General features: G+C 30.0%; 15 protein-coding genes. 13 read left to right on the top strand and 2 right to left on the bottom strand.

Going from position 1 to position 19,918, the window contains the following annotated elements; all coding sequences use genetic code 11:
- Window positions 1–203: 203 nt before the first annotated feature.
- The 4 genes from COL3_RS11215 (at window position 204) to COL3_RS11230 (ending at window position 5,301) form a co-directional block, all read left to right on the top strand.
- Window positions 204–1,838, top strand: coding sequence for a tetratricopeptide repeat protein (locus COL3_RS11215; protein ID WP_008429842.1), 1,635 nt, complete (start codon window positions 204–206; stop codon window positions 1,836–1,838).
- A 201-nt stretch (window positions 1,839–2,039) separates the two neighbouring features.
- Window positions 2,040–2,795 (top strand): DnaJ domain-containing protein, encoded by a 756-nt coding sequence (locus COL3_RS11220; protein ID WP_008429839.1) that lies wholly within the window; start codon window positions 2,040–2,042, stop codon window positions 2,793–2,795.
- 22 nt (window positions 2,796–2,817) lie between these two features.
- Window positions 2,818–3,780: a tRNA-dihydrouridine synthase family protein gene (locus tag COL3_RS11225; RefSeq protein ID WP_008429838.1), complete on the top strand. Its 963-nt coding sequence runs from the start codon at window positions 2,818–2,820 to the stop codon at window positions 3,778–3,780.
- A 276-nt stretch (window positions 3,781–4,056) separates the two neighbouring features.
- On the top strand, window positions 4,057–5,301 hold the full coding sequence (locus COL3_RS11230; protein ID WP_008429836.1) for an ammonium transporter: 1,245 nt from the start codon (window positions 4,057–4,059) through the stop codon (window positions 5,299–5,301).
- A gap of 100 nt (window positions 5,302–5,401) precedes the next feature.
- Here the strand turns inward: COL3_RS11230 and COL3_RS11235 are convergent, their stop codons facing one another.
- Window positions 5,402–6,556, bottom strand: a complete 1,155-nt coding sequence (locus tag COL3_RS11235; RefSeq protein WP_035284612.1) for a hypothetical protein — start codon at window positions 6,554–6,556, stop codon at window positions 5,402–5,404.
- 388 nt (window positions 6,557–6,944) lie between these two features.
- Here COL3_RS11235 and COL3_RS11240 point away from each other — a divergent pair, with 388 nt between their 5' ends.
- The 8 genes from COL3_RS11240 to COL3_RS11275 all read left to right on the top strand — a co-directional run bounded on the left by COL3_RS11240 (window position 6,945) and on the right by COL3_RS11275 (window position 15,865).
- On the top strand, window positions 6,945–8,621 hold the full coding sequence (locus COL3_RS11240) for a peptide-binding protein (RefSeq protein ID WP_008429832.1): 1,677 nt from the start codon (window positions 6,945–6,947) through the stop codon (window positions 8,619–8,621).
- Window positions 8,622–8,745: 124 nt separating this feature from the next.
- On the top strand, window positions 8,746–9,708 hold the full coding sequence (locus COL3_RS11245) for an ABC transporter permease (RefSeq protein WP_008429830.1): 963 nt from the start codon (window positions 8,746–8,748) through the stop codon (window positions 9,706–9,708).
- Window positions 9,709–9,725: 17 nt separating this feature from the next.
- The gene (gene opp4C, locus COL3_RS11250) at window positions 9,726–10,565 is read left to right on the top strand and encodes an oligopeptide ABC transporter permease (RefSeq protein ID WP_008429828.1); all 840 of its coding nucleotides are present in this window, start codon (window positions 9,726–9,728) and stop codon (window positions 10,563–10,565) included.
- A gap of 14 nt (window positions 10,566–10,579) precedes the next feature.
- Window positions 10,580–11,569 (top strand): ABC transporter ATP-binding protein, encoded by a 990-nt coding sequence (locus COL3_RS11255; RefSeq protein ID WP_008429825.1) that lies wholly within the window; start codon window positions 10,580–10,582, stop codon window positions 11,567–11,569.
- Window positions 11,562–12,548, top strand: coding sequence for an ABC transporter ATP-binding protein (locus COL3_RS11260; RefSeq protein ID WP_035284609.1), 987 nt, complete (start codon window positions 11,562–11,564; stop codon window positions 12,546–12,548). Before COL3_RS11255 ends, COL3_RS11260 begins: the two co-directional genes overlap by 8 nt.
- A gap of 19 nt (window positions 12,549–12,567) precedes the next feature.
- Window positions 12,568–13,293, top strand: a complete 726-nt coding sequence (locus tag COL3_RS11265) for a gamma-glutamyl-gamma-aminobutyrate hydrolase family protein (protein ID WP_008429821.1) — start codon at window positions 12,568–12,570, stop codon at window positions 13,291–13,293.
- Window positions 13,294–13,557: 264 nt separating this feature from the next.
- Entirely contained in the window at window positions 13,558–14,958 is a 1,401-nt protein-coding gene (locus COL3_RS11270; RefSeq protein ID WP_008429819.1) for an MATE family efflux transporter, read from the top strand.
- 121 nt (window positions 14,959–15,079) lie between these two features.
- The gene (locus tag COL3_RS11275) at window positions 15,080–15,865 is read left to right on the top strand and encodes a pseudouridine synthase (RefSeq protein ID WP_008429817.1); all 786 of its coding nucleotides are present in this window, start codon (window positions 15,080–15,082) and stop codon (window positions 15,863–15,865) included.
- A gap of 164 nt (window positions 15,866–16,029) precedes the next feature.
- Here the strand turns inward: COL3_RS11275 and COL3_RS11280 are convergent, their stop codons facing one another.
- Window positions 16,030–17,388 (bottom strand): helix-turn-helix domain-containing protein, encoded by a 1,359-nt coding sequence (locus COL3_RS11280; protein WP_099716618.1) that lies wholly within the window; start codon window positions 17,386–17,388, stop codon window positions 16,030–16,032.
- 362 nt (window positions 17,389–17,750) lie between these two features.
- Between COL3_RS11280 and COL3_RS11285 the strand changes: the two genes are divergently transcribed.
- The gene (locus COL3_RS11285) at window positions 17,751–19,052 is read left to right on the top strand and encodes an MFS transporter (RefSeq protein ID WP_008429813.1); all 1,302 of its coding nucleotides are present in this window, start codon (window positions 17,751–17,753) and stop codon (window positions 19,050–19,052) included.
- Window positions 19,053–19,918: the final 866 nt, after the last annotated feature.

The raw sequence follows: 19,918 nt of genomic DNA on the forward strand, positions 1-19,918 counted from the left end.
TCATAAGACTCACAAGATCTAAGGATTGGATTTTGTGAGTCGTTTTATCTAATTATTTATGTAAATTTATACTGCAATAAACATATGAATTAGAAAGAGTTATACTATCATTTACCTATACATTATTTAATACCAATAGTATAATCATTTTGTTAAGAATATTTTTATTGAAATTGATGTACTACATTTAGGGAGGAATTATTTTGTCAGGAAAAAATAAAAAATACAGTATTACTAGGATTGCTAATTCAAAAGTCAATGAGAGTCAAGGCGCTATAGTTGAGTCTGAAAAGCCATTATCACAATCGATGTTATGGAAGTTACAAACGGAGTTCTTTGAAAATCAGGGACCAGAGGCGTGGAGTAAAGGGATTGTACCCCAATATATAACTACAAATCCGTATATTGCAAATCAATATGCTAAAACTGTATTTGGGTATTTGCGAGATTATGTTTCAAGAGAAGATATGGATAAAGATACAGTTATATACATAATGGAGCTTGCAGCAGGAGTAGGCAGATTTACCTATACTTTCCTAAAAAGATTTTTACATATGATTGAAAATTCTTCACTAAAGGGTATAAAGTTTAAATACATTGTAACGGATTTTGCAGAGAGGAATATTGAATACTGGCAAAGCCATAGTTTTTTAAAGTCTTATTTTGAATCTGGAGTACTTGACTGTGCAACTTTTGATATAGCTAAAGATGAAGAAATTAGACTAAGATATAGTGGTGAAGTATTATCAAGTGGTAAACTTAAGAATCCATTAATTTTATTTGCTAATTATACTTTTGACAGTCTGCCTCAAGATACTTTTTATGTTAATGGGGGAGAGTTACATGAAGGTTTAATTACAATAACTTCTCCTGAGGAGAAAAGTGATCCTAATGATAAATCAATTCTAGCAGGTTTGGATTATTATTATACTGATAAAAAAATTGACAGCAATAATTATTATGAAGATAAGAATTTTAATAATGTGCTTATGTATTATAAAAATTCTTTAGAGGATACAGCATTTTACATGCCTATAATTGGCTTAAGATGTATTTCAAGACTAAGAAAGTTATTTAATGATGATGTTATTTTAATATCAGCTGACAAGGGTTATAAAAATGAAGAAGCTATGTATAAAAACTATCACCCATATCTATCAAAACATGGATGTATTTCTATGACAGTAAACTTCCATGCCATAGAGTTATATTTTAAAGAACTTGGCGGAAAAGCCATTCATAGCATATATGAACATGAAAATATAAATGTATCACTGTTTATGTTGAGCAAGAATGACAATGATTTAATAGAGACTTCAATGGCTTATAACGAAGTTATTGAAAGTATAGGTCCAGATGACTTTTATATAATGAAAAGAGCAATTATGCCATTAAGTAAGTCTTTAACAACAAAAGAGCTTTTAACTTTCTTAAGATTTACAGTATGGGATTCAAGAACCTTACTTGAATTTTATAATATACTGCTTGAAAGAATACCAACTGAAGAAGACTTTCCTAAAGAAGAACTTGTCGATGCAATCAATAGAGTTTGGGAATATTATTTCCCTATTGGTGAAGAAGGAGATTTAGGGTATCATTTTGGTTCAATATTAGGGTACCTTGGTCACGATGAGGATGCTTTAAAATTTTTCGAATCTTCATTGGAATTCTATGGTGAGTGCCCGGAAACTAACTATGAAATTGCACTTTGCTATTATAATTTACAACAAATTGATAAAGCATTAGAGTATACAGAAAAATCTATAGCTTTAGATCCAGATTTTGAAGAGGGGAAAAATTTAAAAAGTATGATTCAGGAGATATTAAGTAAACAGTAGGATTTTAATGGTATAATATAATCAAAACTTTATAAGAAAATAGTTAGTATTATCGCCTTAAAGTGCTATAAAAGTACTTTAAGGTGATTTTTCCATGTCTTTAGATAAGAAATCTACTAATTTTTATTGTAGAATGTAATAAAGCAAAATTATAATATTTAAATAAAAAATTACCTAATAGGTTTTAAATGGAGAGAAGAGATGACAGATTATTATAAAATATTAGGTGTAGAAAAAAATGCATCAAAAGAAGAAGTAAAAGAAGCTTATGAAAAGCAAGTAGAAAAATTGAAAAAAGAAGTAGTTAACGAAAAACGACTAAATCAATTTTTAAAGATATGCAATGAGGCTTATGAAGCATTAAATAGTTTAGAGCAAAAGCACTTGATTGAGGATAATTCAACATTAATTATGAATCCGCAAGAAGTTCAAAAAGAATTAGAGAAACATAATAAAGGGAGCAATTACACTTGTTCAGATAATTTCAGAAACAAGGAAAGACGTACTAGAGAAAAAAAGAATGATTCAATAAAAAAAGTGGTTCTACAAAATAAAGATAAAGGAAACAAAGTGAATGATAATAAAGAAAAAAGGGAGAGGACGCAAAAAGCGATTGAAAAAAGGTCTAAAAGTAACACTAAATCTATATTAAATTTATTTATGCTTCCATTCAAGATATTGGCTTTACCGGTAATAGCAGTCTTAACAGTAGCTATATTGCTATTACAGATTATTAATTTAATTTCATGGATAGCAACCAAATTACTTATTGTTGGTTCCATATCTGCTGGAGCGATACACTTATATCAGGTTAAATTAGGACAACCTATAAATTACAACATACTGATTTTTGCTGCCTCAGTGTTGTTAGCATCATTCTTTTTGCCATATATATTAAAATTTGCATTAAAAGTATTAAAAACAATGAATAATGTGTTAAAAGAATTTGTTTTTTAAAGTACTAATAAGGAGTTAATAAATGAAATATTACTTAGCACCAATGGAAGGAATAACTGGATACATATATAGAAATACTTATGAAAAATTTTTTAATAATATAGATAAATATTTTACACCTTTTATTGTTCCAAATGAAAGTAAAATTCTTAACACAAAGGAATTAAAAGATGTTCTGCCTGAAAATAATAGCGGGATGAATGTAGTACCCCAAATACTTACAAATGATTCAAAAGGCTTTATAGCTACATCTAGAAAATTACAGCAGTTGGGTTATAAAGAGGTGAATTTAAACTTAGGCTGTCCTGCTGGAACTGTTGTGTCAAAAAATAGGGGCTCAGGATTTTTGGCTAGAAGGGAAGAATTAGATAGATTTTTGGATGAAATATTTATAATAGATGACATGAAAATTTCTGTAAAAACTAGAATAGGAAAAGATAATCCAGAGGAATTTTATGAACTAATAAAAATTTACAATAAATACCCTATGGAAGAATTAATTATTCATCCTAGAACACAAAAAGATTTTTATGGAAATAAACCTGATTTAAAAGTATTTAAAGATGCATTATCTTTAAGTACTAATCCAGTATGTTATAATGGAGATATTTTCACTATTGATGATCATAATAAGTTAATAAATATTTTTCCAGAAGTAAACACAATAATGCTTGGAAGAGGTATACTTGCTAATCCAGGATTAATGTATGCAATAAAAAATAATATGAATATAGATAAAAAAGTATTAAAAGATTTTCATGATGAAATTTTGAATAACTACTTAGAATTATTTGATGAAGATATAAATGCAATAAATAGAATGAAAGAACTATTTGGATATATGATTTATATATTTTCAGATAATAAAAGATATTTAAAGAAAATAAAAAGATCTCAAAATATAGATGAATACAAAGAAGCTGTTTTAAGCTTGTTTACAGAGCAGGAAATCATAAAAGGTGCAGGGTTATTTCATAACCCATAATCTATAAAGGTATCTTTTATAGAAAATATTATTAAGACGAGTAAAAGAAAAAAGGTAAAATAATTTTAATTTTATTTTTTAAATGTAAAATATATTGACAAAATTCCGTAAGGATAATATACTATGAAATAAGAACGACGATGTTCGACAAATAAGCTGAAAAAGGTATATTTGTCAAGCATCGTCTTTTTTTATATGTAAAAAAATTATGATATTATGATGAGAAAAGAAAAAATTATTTACTTTAAGATTAACATATTTAAGGAGGATTATATTATGGAAATTAATTTAGGCGATTGCAGTTTTATATTGATTTGTTCAGCACTTGTACTTTTAATGACACCAGGACTTGCATTTTTTTATGGTGGAATGGTTCGTAGAAAAAATGTTTTAAACACATTAATGTCCTCATTCTTTGTTTGTGGACTAGCATCAATAATGTGGGTTTTAGTAGGTTATTCATTGTCTTTTGGTAATGATTTTCATGGGATAATAGGAGGACTTAACTTTTTAGGTTTTAATGGAGTAGGAGCAGATCCTTCAGCATATGCACCTACTATACCTCAAGAGCTCTTTGCTGCATTTCAAATGATGTTTGCAGTAATTACTCCAGCACTTATAACTGGATCTTTAATAGGAAGAATGAGGTTTTCAGCATTATTCATATTTGTAGCAGCGTGGTCACTTTTAGTGTATTATCCAATGGCTCACATGGTATGGGGGGCTGGTGGATTAATCGGCTCATTAGGAGCTGTTGATTTTGCTGGAGGAGATGTAGTACATATAAGTTCAGGTATTTCAGGTCTTGTAGCTTGTATTATGTTAGGTAGGAGACGTGGACATGGAATGATGTCATATAGGCCTCATAATATTCCATTTGTAGTTCTTGGAGCAGCATTACTTTGGTTTGGATGGTTTGGATTTAATGCAGGTAGTGCATTAAATGCCGGTCCACTTGCGGTACATGCCTTCATGACAACAAATACTGCTGCAGCAGCAGGTATGCTTTCATGGATGTTAATTGAAAAAATAAAACATGATAAACCAACAGTACTTGGAGCAGTAACAGGAGCGGTAGTAGGGTTAGTTGCAATTACACCAGGAGCAGGTTTTGTTCCACTATGGGCATCTATTGTAATAGGTGCAATAGTATCTCCAATTTGTTTCTTCTTTGTAGAAAAAGTAAAAGCTAAGTTTGGATATGATGATGCACTTGACGCTTTTGGATGTCATGGAGTCGGTGGAATTTGGGGAGGTATTGCAACTGGAATTTTTGGTCAAACTGCAATTAATCCTGTAGCGCAATGGAATGGTCTTTTTTATGGAGATGTTAAACTTTTCATTGCACAAATAATGAGTATTGCAATAACAATAATATTTGCAGGTGGTATGACTTTCTTAATTATAAAAGTTATGAAAATGTTTATGGATATTAGAGTTGATAGTTCAGAAGAAGCTGAGGGACTTGATGTAGCTGAACATGGAGAAACAGCTTATCCTGCATTTAATGGATTAGACTAGATAAAAAAGTATATAATATATGACATGGAACCCGCGAAAAATTGGATTTTCGTGGGTTTTTTATTTATACTTAAAAATTCCTATAATGTTAAACGATATTTTAACATTGATCTTCAAAATCTTTAATTTGCTTATAATTAATAAACAAACTTGATAAAACAGCATCGTAATCTGGATTTGCATTTGGATCTACATAGATTACATTAGTCAATTTATTAAAATTAGTATTTATTCTATCTAGCTCAAATCTATCTGCGCAGCTATAAGAACTACCTATAATATAGTAAATATAACCAGATTTAGATCCTTTTGCAGCTCTAATTATAGAATTTCTAATCTTTTGGTAGTATGAAACTTCATATCTTTCAGCATCACCATTAGGAGGAATCATTCCATTGTGGATTGGATAATCATCATCAAATTCATATTTAATGTTGAAATCACAGATTTTTATTTTTTGTTGAAAAGATAATTCATTATATGGAATTTTATAAGTTGTTCCCAAAGGAAAACTTTTTTTGTAGAAAAAGCTTATAGAGCCATGTGGTTTATAGAATATTATTTTACTACTATAATTATTTTCAAAATCTCCAAGTGAAAAAGGCAATCCATTAAGCATTAATAGTCTTTCCATAAATATATCATATACATAGGAATTAATTATTATCTTATCAAATTTATTATAATTCTTTTTAATATAATTAATTAATGGCACATCAATATTAATTAAATCATTGTCAGTGACTTGGCTATTATAATATATAAATAAATATCGAAGATAGCTTGAAAATTCACCATAAGCTCCAAAATACAACCGGCTTATTACTTCATTCTCGCTATACTTTGAATGTGCATTACTATAGCTAATAATTTCATTAGATTCTGATGAAAAAGTTATTGGAGTTAAACTGAAGGGGAGATTATTATAACTTCCAAAGTTATTAGTTGATATTATTTCTTCTTCATATTTAGCTAAGGCATAAACATTTCCACAAGTAATAATACGCGACTCGATTTTTTGAGCTGGATCCCTGTCCATACCTGGTCTTGCGCCAAGCTCCCAAAGTTTTGGGCAATGTTCCTCAGTTAAGAACGGGTCACTTGTCATAGGAAAATTAAAATCTGCACCATAATAGAATAAATTAGATAAATCAACATCAAGAATAGGTTGTCCTTGCTGTATTCTATAAGCATTAATCCTGCTCACTATACCGATAGAATTACCATTTCCTAGTAGCAGATATAGATTTCTCATCGCCTCACCCCATAAAATATAATAATAAACCTTCATGCTTATATACTGTTAACATATGTTTCTATAGCGTAAAGGGTGCACAACTTTATGAGATAAATATGGAAACTTTATTGATATGGTGAACTTTTTTATATATTCTTTAGGGTTATAAATATTACATTTGAAATTAAATATTTTAGCTTGTTATATATCTATTTTTATATTTTTATTAATAATTAATTGTTTGATACATATACTAAGCTTATAGAAATACTATGAATTGGGCTTCTAAAATAGATAATTAACAATAAGAAAACTGAACAAGGAAAAATATTTTAGATAACTATAGGAATTAAGTTTAATTCAAGAAAATATTCATATTATATATTGATGGAAAGGGAGAACAATTATGCTTTTTAGAAAGAATAAGTTATTAATGGGAATACTTATAGCATTATTTTCAATATCACTATTAACTGGTTGCGGATCTACATCTTCAGAAATACCAACCAATACTTCTTCAGCTAATCAATCATCAAGTGAAGGCACTGTACTTAGATATGCAGTGGAATCTTCTCCAAAAGGTTTATTTAATCCATTATTATCAAACACTACCTACGATAATAATGTAAATAATTTAGTATATTCTCCACTAATTTTATTAGATGAAAACAATGAATTTAAGCCAGGTCTTGCAGAAAAATATGAATTTTCAGATGATAAGCTTACATTAACCTTTCATTTAAGAAAAGGTGTAAAGTGGCATGACGGTGAAGATTTTACAGCAGATGATGTAGCCTTTACCTTTGCAAGTATGGCAAATCCAAAATATAAAGGGCCAAGATTTAATGAAATATCAAAGGTAGCTGGTGCTCAAGATTATCACGATGAAAAAGCAGATTCTGTTAGTGGAATAAAAGTTATAGATAAAAATACAATAAGCTTTACTTATACCAAAACTTATGCTCCAGCATTATCTAACTTTTCACAACGCGGCATTCTTCCAAAGCATATTTGGAGCAAAGTAAATATTGAAGAATGGGACAAGCAAAGTGATTTACTTAATAAGCCAATAGGAACTGGTCCTTTTAAGCTTACAGATTTTAAACCAGATCAATATGTAGAATTAGCAAAGAATGATAATTACTTTGGCGGAGCACCTAAAATTGATAAATTTATTTTCAAAGTTACTAATACAGAAACAGAACTTTCAGAATTAGCTAAAGGAGATCTTGATGTAGTTGAGCTTTCAAGTACTAAGGAAGAGGACTTAAAAATGCTGAAAGATGCTGGTATTAAGATTGAAGAAAAACCAAGTGCAAATTATCAATTTATGACTATGAATAGTAATCGTGAATTCTTTAAAGATAAAAAAGTTCGCCAAGCAATTACTTATGCTATAAACAGGAAAGGAATTGTAGACAGTTTATTAGGAGAACATGGACAAGTTATAAATGCACCATTGTCACTGGCTGGCTGGGCTTATCCAGAATCAGGACTTAATACTTATGACTACAACACTAACAAAGCAAAAGAGTTATTAAAAGAAGCAGGATGGAGCGATAATAATGGAATTCTTGAAAAAGATGGCAAGAAATTTGAAGTGGATTTAATGGTACCAACAGGTAATAAAGTTCGTGAACAAAGTGCTCCGATTATCCAGCAAAATTTAAAGGATATAGGTATAAAAGTTAATATAAGTACTATGGATGTAGCTTCTGCCATGGCAAAGACTAAGGGAGAAGGAGATTATGATATGGGACTGCTAGGATTTACTTTAGAAGTAGATCCAGGTGATGCAGATCGTTATTGGTCTTCAAGTATTGCAAATAAATCACAGTTTAATTTTTCGAATTTTATTAATGCCCAAAGCGATGAATTAATTGAAAAAGCAGCAACTACTATTGATAGAAATGAACGTAAGGAGATTTACTCTAAATGGGGACAACTTATAAATGAAGAAGCACCATACGTTTTCTTGTACTCCCCAAATGCTATTCGTGCACATAATCCTAAATTAGAAGGATATAAATATTCAGCATATGCTGTATTCCCTGATGTTCAAAACTGGTCAATTTCAAAATAAGTGAAAATTGTTTTGGACTGCTATATTTAACATCTAAACTTTAACAATAAGATAGAAATAAAAAGTATGCATTAAAACGAAAGCTTTAGTGCATACAGTTTTTCAAAGAAAGGACTGAAGGTTCTTGAAAAAATATGTTTTTAGGCGATTAATACAAAGTATTCCAGTACTCCTTGGGATTTCAATTATAGTCTTTATTCTTGTTAAATTACAGCCTGGAGACCCTTTTTCCTCTATGATGGATCCTAATCTAACACAAGAAATGCAGAAAAAAATGTTAGATGAACTTGGATATAATGACCCTATTTTAATTCAATACTTTAAGTGGTTACTTAGAGCTCTTCAAGGAAATCTTGGGTATTCAATTCAATTTAAGCAGCCTGTATTAAGTGTTATTAGTAGCAGATTAGGAAATACAGTTGTTTTATCTTTATGTTCAATGGTGCTTAGTATTTTAATAGCTATTCCTTGTGGAGTAGTAAGCGCTACAAAACAACGAACTAAAACTGATTATGTTGTTACAGTTTTTGCCTTCATGGGATTATCAATTCCATCTTTTTTCTTTGGAATGCTTTTGATTAAAATATTTTCTGTAGATTTAGGGTGGTTTCCAATTTCAGGTATGGTAAGCACAGGAGTTAATCTAAAGGGATGGGCAGCAGCCTTTGATATTGCGAGGCATATGATACTGCCGATGATAGTTCTTGCACTAATAAACACAGCTAGTTTAATGCGTTATACTCGTTCTGAAATGATTGAAATATTAAAAATAGATTATATACGAACAGCACGTGCAAAAGGTGTCAGGCGTAGAAATATTATTTATCAGCATGCTTTGAAGAATGAATTACTGCCTTTAATTACAGTAGTAACTATGCAGGTTCCTTCCTTATTATCTGGAGCACTGCTTACAGAAACAATTTTTGTCTGGCCAGGGATTGGAAGATTAAATTTCAATGCTGTTATGAGCCGTGATTATCCACTTATTATGGGAATAGTTATGATGGTTGCTGTAATAAGTTTATTCACTAATTTAATTGCAGATATTCTTTATGCTATAATCGATAAACGTGTTAACTTTGATTAGGGAGGAGGAAAGCATGCTTGGAGCATACAATTTTAAGTAAGTTTTTAAAAAATAAGCTGGCAATGGTTGGTGTTATTCTCTTAATACTATTTGTTTTAGCGGCAATTCTTGCACCTATCTTATCGCCTTATTCAAGGGACTCAATTGATTTAATGAGTATTGAAAGTCACCCAAGTTTAAAACATCTTCTTGGAACTGATGAATTGGGAAGAGATGTTTTTACAAGATTGATATATGGAGGACGTGTTTCTTTAGGAGTTGCTCTTAGTGCAACTGTAATGCAGTTACTTATTGGCGTAACCCTTGGGTGTATTAGTGGATATTATGGAAAATGGCTTGACAATATTATTATGCGTATTGTTGATACAGTTATGTGTTTTCCCTTCTTTGTAATTGCAATTTCAATTGCAGCATTAATAGGACCGAGTGCTTTGAATGTAATTTTGATTATTGGTCTATTGCAGTGGACAGGAGTAGCTAGAATTGTACGTGCAGAGATTTTATCTCTTAAGCACAGTGAATTTATTGAAGCTGCCCGAGCTATGGGATTAAATAACTTTGAAATTATCATAAAACATCTGCTTCCTAATATATTATCACCAGTCATTGTAAATGCTACTTTAAGCGTGGCGCAAGGAATATTAATGGAAGCTGGATTAAGCTTTTTAGGACTTGGTGTAAAGCAGCCACAGCCAAGTTGGGGGAATATATTATCGGCAGCTCAAAGTATGCGTATATTGCAATATGAGTGGTGGCTATGGATACCAGCTGGATTATTGGTATTTCTATCAGTATTATCAATAAACTTTGTAGGAGATGGGCTTAGAGATGCTTTAGATCCCAAAATGAAGCTTTAGGAGGTGGAGATTTTATGAATTCACAAGACTTAATTGTTAATAATCTGTCTATTAGTTTTACAACTGATAATGGTAAAGTAATTGCCTTAGATGATGTTAGTTTTGTCCTTGAGAAAGGTAAAATATTAGGAGTTATCGGGGAATCGGGCTGTGGTAAAAGCACTTTAGCTTTATCTATAATGAAACTTTTACCAGAGCAAATAAGTAAAATTGAACATGGGGAAATTCTTTTTAATGGAGATGATTTAATGAGGTTTAGTGAAGATAGGCTTGAGAATCTTCGTGGAAATGAAATATCTATGATTTTTCAGGAACCAATGACTTCGCTAAATCCTTTATTTAAAATAGGAAGACAAATAGAGGAACCCCTTAAAATACATAAACATTTACATGGAAGTGAGCTTAGGAATAAAGTAATTGAACTTCTTAAAATTGTCCATATTCCAAATCCTGAAAAAATTTATGATTCTTATCCACACAGCTTAAGTGGAGGCATGAGGCAGCGTGTAATGATTGCAATGGCATTAAGCTGTGAACCTCAAATTTTAATAGCTGATGAGCCTACAACAGCTCTGGACGTTACTATACAGGCGCAAATTTTACATTTGCTGAAAAAATTAAATGAGAAGGTTAATACGTCTATGTTATTTATCACTCATGACTTATCAGTAATAGCAGAAATTTGTGATGAAGTTATGGTGTTATATGGAGGAAAGGTGGTCGAGCAAAGTGATATTTATGAATTATTCGATAATCCTAAACATCCATATACAATAGGACTTTTGGAGTCTCAGCCCCATAACATGGAAAGTGGAAAGGAGCTGCCAAGTATCCAAGGTATGGTACCAGCTTTAACACATATGCCTCTAGGGTGTCGCTTTAGCACCAGATGCAGCACAAAATTTTGTGAAAAATGTGTAAATAAGCAGCCACTATTATTTAATGTCAATAGAAACCATAAAGTGGCATGTTGGCTATACGAGGAGGGAATGGGAATTGAGTGATATTATTTTAAATGTCGAACATCTTAAGAAAAAATATATAATTGAAAAGACCTTTTTCGGAAAAGAAAAAGCTATATTAGATGCTGTAGATAATGTTTCTTTTTCAATAAAGAAAGGAGAAAGCTTTGCCTTAGTAGGCGAGTCTGGATGTGGTAAGTCAACAACTGCAAGAAGTATTTTAAAACTAATAGAAGCTGATGGTGGCAGAGTTATATTTGAAGATAAAACTTTATTCGATGTTGAAAATAAGCTATCAATTTCTAATAAAGATATGTCTGCCCTTAGAAAAGATATGCAGATTATTTTTCAAGATCCTTATGCAAGCTTAGATAAAAAAATGAAAATTGGACAAATTGTAGCAGAAGGGATTGAAAAACATAAAATAATGTATGGAAAAGATGCTATTAATATGGCAAAAGAGTATTTGCAAATCTGTGGCATGGATAAGGAATCTGCAAATCGTTATCCACATGAATTTAGCGGAGGTCAGCGCCAAAGGATTGGAATTGCAAGAGCTTTGGCTGTTAAACCAAAGTTTATAGTCGCAGATGAACCTGTAGCGGCCTTAGATGTATCAATTCAAGCACAGATTATTAATTTACTTAATAAATTGAAAAATCGTTATTCATTAACTTTTTTATTTATTTCTCATGATTTAAGCGTTGTAAAATATTTCTGTGATAGAATAGCGGTTATGTATTTAGGAAGTATAGTTGAATTATCAACAGGAAAAGATTTATTTGAAAATCCAATGCATCCATATACAAAAATGTTATTAGAATCTATACCGGTAAGTCATCCCAAATTACGAAAGCAGAGATTAAACCTAGAAGAGTCGGAAATATCACTTGAAGATAGAAAGACAGGCTGTAAGTTCTGTAACCGATGTTCGTATGCAAAAGAACGCTGCAGACATGAAATACCTGTTATTAAAGAACTTAGTGGCGAACATTTTCTGGCATGTCATTTATATGACTAATTGAAGGGAGGGAATATACATGAAAACTATTATTGGTATTACAAGCTCTATTAAGAAAGAAACTTTTAGGATATTTTCAAATGTTGGATATGAATATGCAGATAAAATTCATATGGCTGGGGGAATTCCGTTGGAGATTCCAGTACTAATTAATGTTTCAATAGAAACCTTAAATAGATTGGTTGATTATCTTGATGGTATTATTTTTACTGGTGGTGATAATATAGATCCATTGTGGTATGGTGAACAGCCATTATTTGAGCAATGTATAGAAACCAAATTACGTAATAAATTCGAAAGAGCCTTGTTTTTTGCAGCCAAAAATAAGAGACTACCAATTTTAGGAATTTGTAGAGGAAGTCAGCTGATAAATGTTTTGCAGGGAGGAAGTCTATTTCAAGATATTAAAACACAAGTTAATACAAAAATTGATCATAGTGGTGCAGGCCTGAAGTTAGAAGAAAAACAACACTTTGTTTATTTAGAAAAAAACTCACTTCTTACTAAAATATATAACAAAGAAAAGATTTCAGTTAATTCATTTCATATTCAATGCATTAAAGAGTTAGGTGAAGACTTAAAAATTGCAGCGAAAAGTGAAGATGGAATTACAGAAGCCGTAGAATGTAAAGGTGACTTTTTTATGCAAGGTGTACAGTGGCACCCAGAAGGACTAGAGGATCAAATGCCTCTTTTTAAAGAATTCGTTAGGGTTTGTTCATGTAAAAAGAATGATTCATTTTAATTTTCATGACTAGCTGTTTATTTTATATAAAGTTAAATTAATTTTCGTAATAAAATAATTAATTGGAACATTTTATAAATATAAGGAGTATAATTTGTAGTGTCCTACAGCATTTGAGAGATTGATAAAGTAAACCTTGAAAAAATTTAGTATTTTTCATATGATTTATGTGATTAGTTATAATATACGTAACATCTTTAGTATATTATTTTCTCTCATGTGTCAAAGGATGAAATTATACAAATGTCTTTAGGAGGAAGTTTTATGGCTGGAACTAGAAATCTAACAGAAGGTAATCCTGCTAAATTAATATTATTATTTACTGTTCCATTATTAATAGGTAATATATTTCAACAATTTTATAATATAGCTGATACCTTTATTGTTGGACGAACTATAGGTATTAATGCTTTAGCCGCTGTTGGTTGTACAGGTAGTATTATGTTTTTGATTTTGGGCTTTGCTCAAGGTTTAACAGCGGGTCTTTCGATTATTACGGCTCAGAAATTTGGTGCTGGTGACAAAAAGGCAATTAAAGAAAGTTATTTTACAGGTATAGTAATTAGTATGATTGTAACTATAATCCTTACTGTTGTAAGTACAATTTACGCTAGGCCTATATTAGAAGCAATGAATACACCAGTGGAAATTATTGATGATGCATATAATTTTGTGTTTATTATTTTTATTGGAATAATAGCATCAATGTTTTTTAATTTCTTCTCAAACATTATTAGAGCTTTAGGTGATAGCAGGACGCCCCTTGTATACTTAGTAGTAGCTTGTATTTTAAATATAATTTTAGAGTTTGGCTTTATTTTAATATTTAATATGGGGGTAAGAGGAGCTGCATGGGCAACTGTTATAGCACAAGGAGTTTCGGCTTTATTATGCATTTGGTACATAAAAAGAAATCTGCCAATACTTAGATTAAAAAAGATCGATCTAAAAATATCAAAGGATGTATTTATGGAACATCTAAAGATGTCTTTGCCAATGGCCTTTCAGGCATCTATAATAGCAATTGGTGCTCTTGTTGTTCAATTTGCACTTAATAATCTTGGCGCTGTTTCTGTTGCTGCATATACAGCAGCTCAAAAAATTGATACTATTGCAATTCAGCCAATGATGTCTTTTGGTATAACAATGGCTACTTATACGGCTCAAAATTATGGTGCTAAAAAATATGAAAGAATAAAAGAAGGAGTAAGAAAATGTATCCTTATATCAGTGACCTTCAGTATTACTGTGGCAATTACCAATATATTAGCAGGAAATTTTCTTACAGCAATTTTTGTTGGATTTGATCAAAAAGAAGTTATTTCATTATCACAAATATATTTAACTTCTAATGGAATGTTTTACTTTGTACTTTCATTGCTTTTTATATACAGATATACTCTTCAAGGCTTAGGTCAAAGCTTTATTCCAACAATTGCAGGTATTATGGAATTATTAATGAGAACCTTTGCCGCAATAATGTTATCAAAACCATTTGGATTTTTGGGAGTATCTTTATCAAATCCATTAGCATGGTTTGGAGCATGCATCCCACTTGCTTGTGCATATTATATTTCTATAAAGAAAATCAATCAGGAACAATTGGAAAAAGAACATTTTATAGATGAGAATGATATGAGTGCGTGTAGTTGTACAAATAAGTGATAATAAAAAGATTTTTATAAGCTGAGATTTTCTTGTATTTAGAAAACCCCAGCTTTAATTATTTTATGTAAGCTTATGTTATAATGGACTAAATATAGATTTTTACAAAGGAAGAGACGTTATGAGATTAGATAAATTTTTAGCAGAATCAGCAGTTGGAAGCAGGAAAAGGGTTAGGATTTATATTAAAGAAGGTAGTGTAAAGGTAAATGGAGAAGTAATAACTCAACCAGCTATAGAAATTAACGAAAGTTTCGATGTAATTGAATATCTTAATGAGGTAATTGCGTATAATGGAAAAGTATATTATATGTTTAATAAACCTTCTGGATATATTACTGCAAGAACTGATAAGAATCATAAAACAGTATTTGATTTCTTTAATGGTGTTAATATGGATGGGATATTTCATGTTGGAAGATTGGACAAGGATACAGAAGGATTATTATTATTTACAAATGACGGAGAATTTGAACATAAAGTTATGTATCCGGAAAAGCATGTTGAAAAAACGTATTTTTTCTGGGCACTTGGTTATTTAGAAAAAGAAGATATGAATAAGCTGGAACAGGGGATTTACATCGGGCAAGGTGAGATACTAACAAAACCTGCAAAAATAGAAGTCGAGAAATTTGGTATGTATAAAGATCTAAAACATGAAATAGGTATTGATAATTTAAATAACATAGATTCAAATCGTTATAACCAGCCTGTAGTTTCGGGGTATCTTACTATTTCAGAAGGCCGTAAGCACCAAGTGAAGCGTATGTTGAAAGCGGTAGGTTGTTATGTGGTATATTTAAAGAGAGTCTCTATTGGGGGATTAGCATTAGATGAAACATTAAAAAAAGGACAGTATAGAACTTTGACAGATGATGAAATTCAAAAGATATTTGGAAATTTCTAAGTACGCTTGATATTTAAAGATTATGTATTTCATTTATATGAAATATTAAGTGAGAAATAAAAATTCTATAGCAAAATAGATTTTAGTAAGTTATAAAGGAGCAGTTCACTATGTGTGACAGCTCCTTTTCAATGTTGTATTAAATTTATTTTTATATGAGTTCTTTAAAAAACAATTGATTTATCACTATTAACAAGATCTTGAATTTCGTTTGATTTTTTTAAGTAAATAAAGGCATTTTCAAAATCACTCATATCTGAATAAATTTCACTAAGGCTTTTATATGCGTGGACTAAGAATTTAGATTTATGGAAAATAGACATTTTTTCTATACCTATTTTTATAGATTGTATACCTTCTGAATGTTTTCCAAGCTTGCTTAATATCAAGCCTTCATAGACTTTACCAGACCACATAGTAAGATAATCGAATTTATGCTTTACATGGGATGGATAGTTAACTTTAATTATATTTTCATAGGCAAGTTCGTAGTTGTTTAAAATATAATAAGCCTTTCCTTTTATAAGGTAATATAAATAATGTTCTTTTTCAGCGTAGTCTTTAAGATCTTTGGCGAGGTATTTAATTTCTTCAGCATATTCTAAGGCCTTTTCTGGTTTGTTTGATTCCAAGGCAACAATTGCAAATGCAATGTAAATACTGCATAAGCAATATTTATTTTCACTGAATTGGGCAAATTCAAAAGCCTTTTTCATACTATTCTCATATTCAGCTTTATTTCCAGCTAAGTAGCAGAAAATTCCATTAAGCCTATAAAGTTCATCAGTTTTATAATAAATTGATGTTTTAGTAGATAAGTTAATAGCTGCCTCCAGACATTTTAATGTATCATCTGTACGACCTAAAGCTGATAAAACAAGAATTTTATAATGATAGAGCTCTATTTCAAGAGAAGAATCTGGAATTATACTTTTATAATAATAGTTAAAAGCTTTCTCACAGATATTTAAACTTTCCTCATAATTAAAGTCATGAAAATATATCTTCGCTAGCTTAATATAAGCTTTTGAAGCTTCTAAATAAAAATTTCCCTCAGTGTAACATTTTAAAGAATCAGTTATATACTTTTCTGCATTTTTCAAGTTGTTTAAGTCAATTAATGCATTCCCGAATTTTAATAGTATATCAGCGTAACTTTTAAGCTTTTTTGAATTTGGATTTTCCATCAATTTTAAAAGCGCTTCTTTAGCTTCTGATATTTTATTATTATCAATAAGTTCACTAATAATTTTAATATTTGTTTCTAATTCTTCTTTAGATATAACAGAAAAGTATACATAGTTATTAACATTATCTTCGCCCTCTAAAAAATAACTAACAGGTTTATTTAATTTAGCAGCTATATATTGAAGTGTCTTCATTGAAGGGTTTGAAACATTATTTTCAATTTGGCTTAACATACTTTTAGTCATTTCAGAACCAGCTAATTCAGATTGCGTCATATTTAAAGCTTTTCTAAGAGCTTTGATTTTTTCTCCAACATTAATAGTCAAATCTTTCATCCTTTCAAAACTACAAGAGTAGTTAAATATAGTTAAACAAAAATCAAACTATAATTTTATTCAGTAACTTAAAATATTAGTGTAAATTGAATTTTTCATAATTATATTATAGTATGTAGGAGTTTTATTTACAAGAATTAGAAATATAATACAAGAATTGAAGTTAAATATAACTTAACTAAATTACTATATTTTTCAAAAAAAGTATTGAAATTTCAATAAAGTTAAGTATAATTTAACTAACGAGAACTTTTCAAGTATTCTACTTATTTTATTTATTACTAGTTAGGGTATATAAAACATATTTTGAAAGTTCAGCTATAACGGAGACTAAATTAAATTTAAAAGAGGGGGAAGACTCTATGAAGAATGGTTTGAGTATTATAGAAAATGAGAAGGCTTATTGTCATGATCAAATTGAAAAAACAGAAAAGTTAAATATAATTTTATATTTAGTTTCAAAAACAGTCTCGCTTTTAGGTTCTAATATTTATTACTTTATATTATCTCTTTATATATTAAAGGTAACAAGGTCAGGAGGCTTTTTTGCTATCAATGTATTAGTTGGAATGTTGCCAAGGATAATATTTGGTCCTTTCGCGGGAATATTAGCAGATAGAGTAAATAGAAAAAAACTTACTATCTTTTTTGATATTATCAGCGGAATAATTGTTTTTAGCTTTTTAGGAGTATCAACTATATCTGGATTAAGTGTTGTGTCTATTTATGTTACTAGTTTTATATTGTCATCTATAAGTGTGTTTTATGACACTGCCTTATCTTCATCGATTCCTAACCTTGCAAGGGATGAGATGTTAATGAAAATTAATTCGTATACTTCAACGTCAGTATCTATTTCGGGAGTATTATCTCCAATATTAGCAGGAATTATCTATGGATTTGTTCCGATAAATTTGATTTTAATTATTAATGGAGCATCTTTTATCTTTTCGGCAGCCTTAGAGTTATTTATAGACTTTAAATTAAATAGCTCTATAGAGACTAAGGTAAAAAGTTCAATTACCTTTGATAATATTAAGAAAGAGCTGAAAGAAGTTATAAAATTTGTTGGAGGGCAACAAATTATATACGCATTACTTAAATACGTACTTATAATAAATTTATTTTTAAGTGCTTCTATGACTGTAGTATATCCATACATCATTAATAATGTATTAAAAATGAGTTCTTCACATTATGGCACTTTTCAAGGAATTTACTTTATAGGTATGATAGTTGCATCTATTATTATGGGAAATAGAAAAGAGAAGAAAGTAACAGGAAAAAAATTAGGTCTTGAACTTGGAATCATCGGTGTTGTACTCATTTTAGTTGGACTTCAAACAACACTTTTTTATGATTATAAGATGCAAATTTTATTAAGTCTCTATAATATAGTTCTTCTATTTATATTGGGAGCAGTACTTATAGTAATAAATACTCCAATAATGGTAATGATTCAAAGATTAACACCTGAAAATCTTAGAGGAAGAATAACAGGATTACTGGGAACTTTATCTCAAGGAATAGCTCCGCTTGGCATAATAGTGGCAGGCGTATTAATAGATAAAATTAATCCATTTATAATATTAGCTGCTTCTGGTGTAATTATAATTGTATCTTCAATGCATATGATATGGAGTAAAGAATTAAAGTCTTTATAAAAATGTTTTTATTTTACGATTAAATAATTAGAAATAAATTAATTAAAGTGATAAAAATTGGAGGTACATGACATTAATTTTTGTAATTTAATACTGATGACCGTTGATGGTATTAAACAATATTTTTATATATTGTATGTAAATGGCTGCGAGGCAAATATAATGATTCAAAGAGCAGTTTATTTGTGTAGTAAAAACTAAGGGGAGACTATATAGAACAACACAGATTATAACTGATCTAGCGACAACTGCTGCAAGTGTATCAATATGCATAAATAGAAAAAAGAAATCAAATAACGCTGAATAACAAGAATAATCTTATATAATTGAGGAAAAATAAAGAATGCAAGAATAATAGAAATGTTAAGATGAAACACGTCGCTGAAAGACGTAAGCAACAATGAATAAAGTTAAGAAACATTTGGAAATGAAGTACAAAAGTTTTTTGAAATAAGTTGTTGACAATGTCGAATAGTGATGATAAGATAAAGTTCCTCGCTGAAAAGCACAAAACTCAATAACTTAAAACTGATATAATCATCTGAAAAGGTAATAAAAAAGTTGTTGACAAGCTACTGAGGCGATGATATACTGAGTAAGCTGTCGGAAACGACAGAAACTTGTAAAGCCTTGTAATAACAGGCTTAAGAAAGAAAATTGGTCTTTGAAAATTGAACAGAATATAATAAATACATTTAAGTAAACCAGCAATTCTTTATTTGAGTAAGCTAAGATTAAACTTTTCCGATTGGATAAGTTCAACTGAAATTTAGCCGAAGATAAACTTCATCTAAATTAAGTTTCACTTTATAATTGAGAGTTTGATCCTGGCTCAGGACGAACGCTGGCGGCGTGCTTAACACATG

The organism is Clostridium sp. LS (assembly GCF_002760435.1).
Classification (GTDB): domain Bacteria; phylum Bacillota; class Clostridia; order Clostridiales; family Clostridiaceae; genus Clostridium.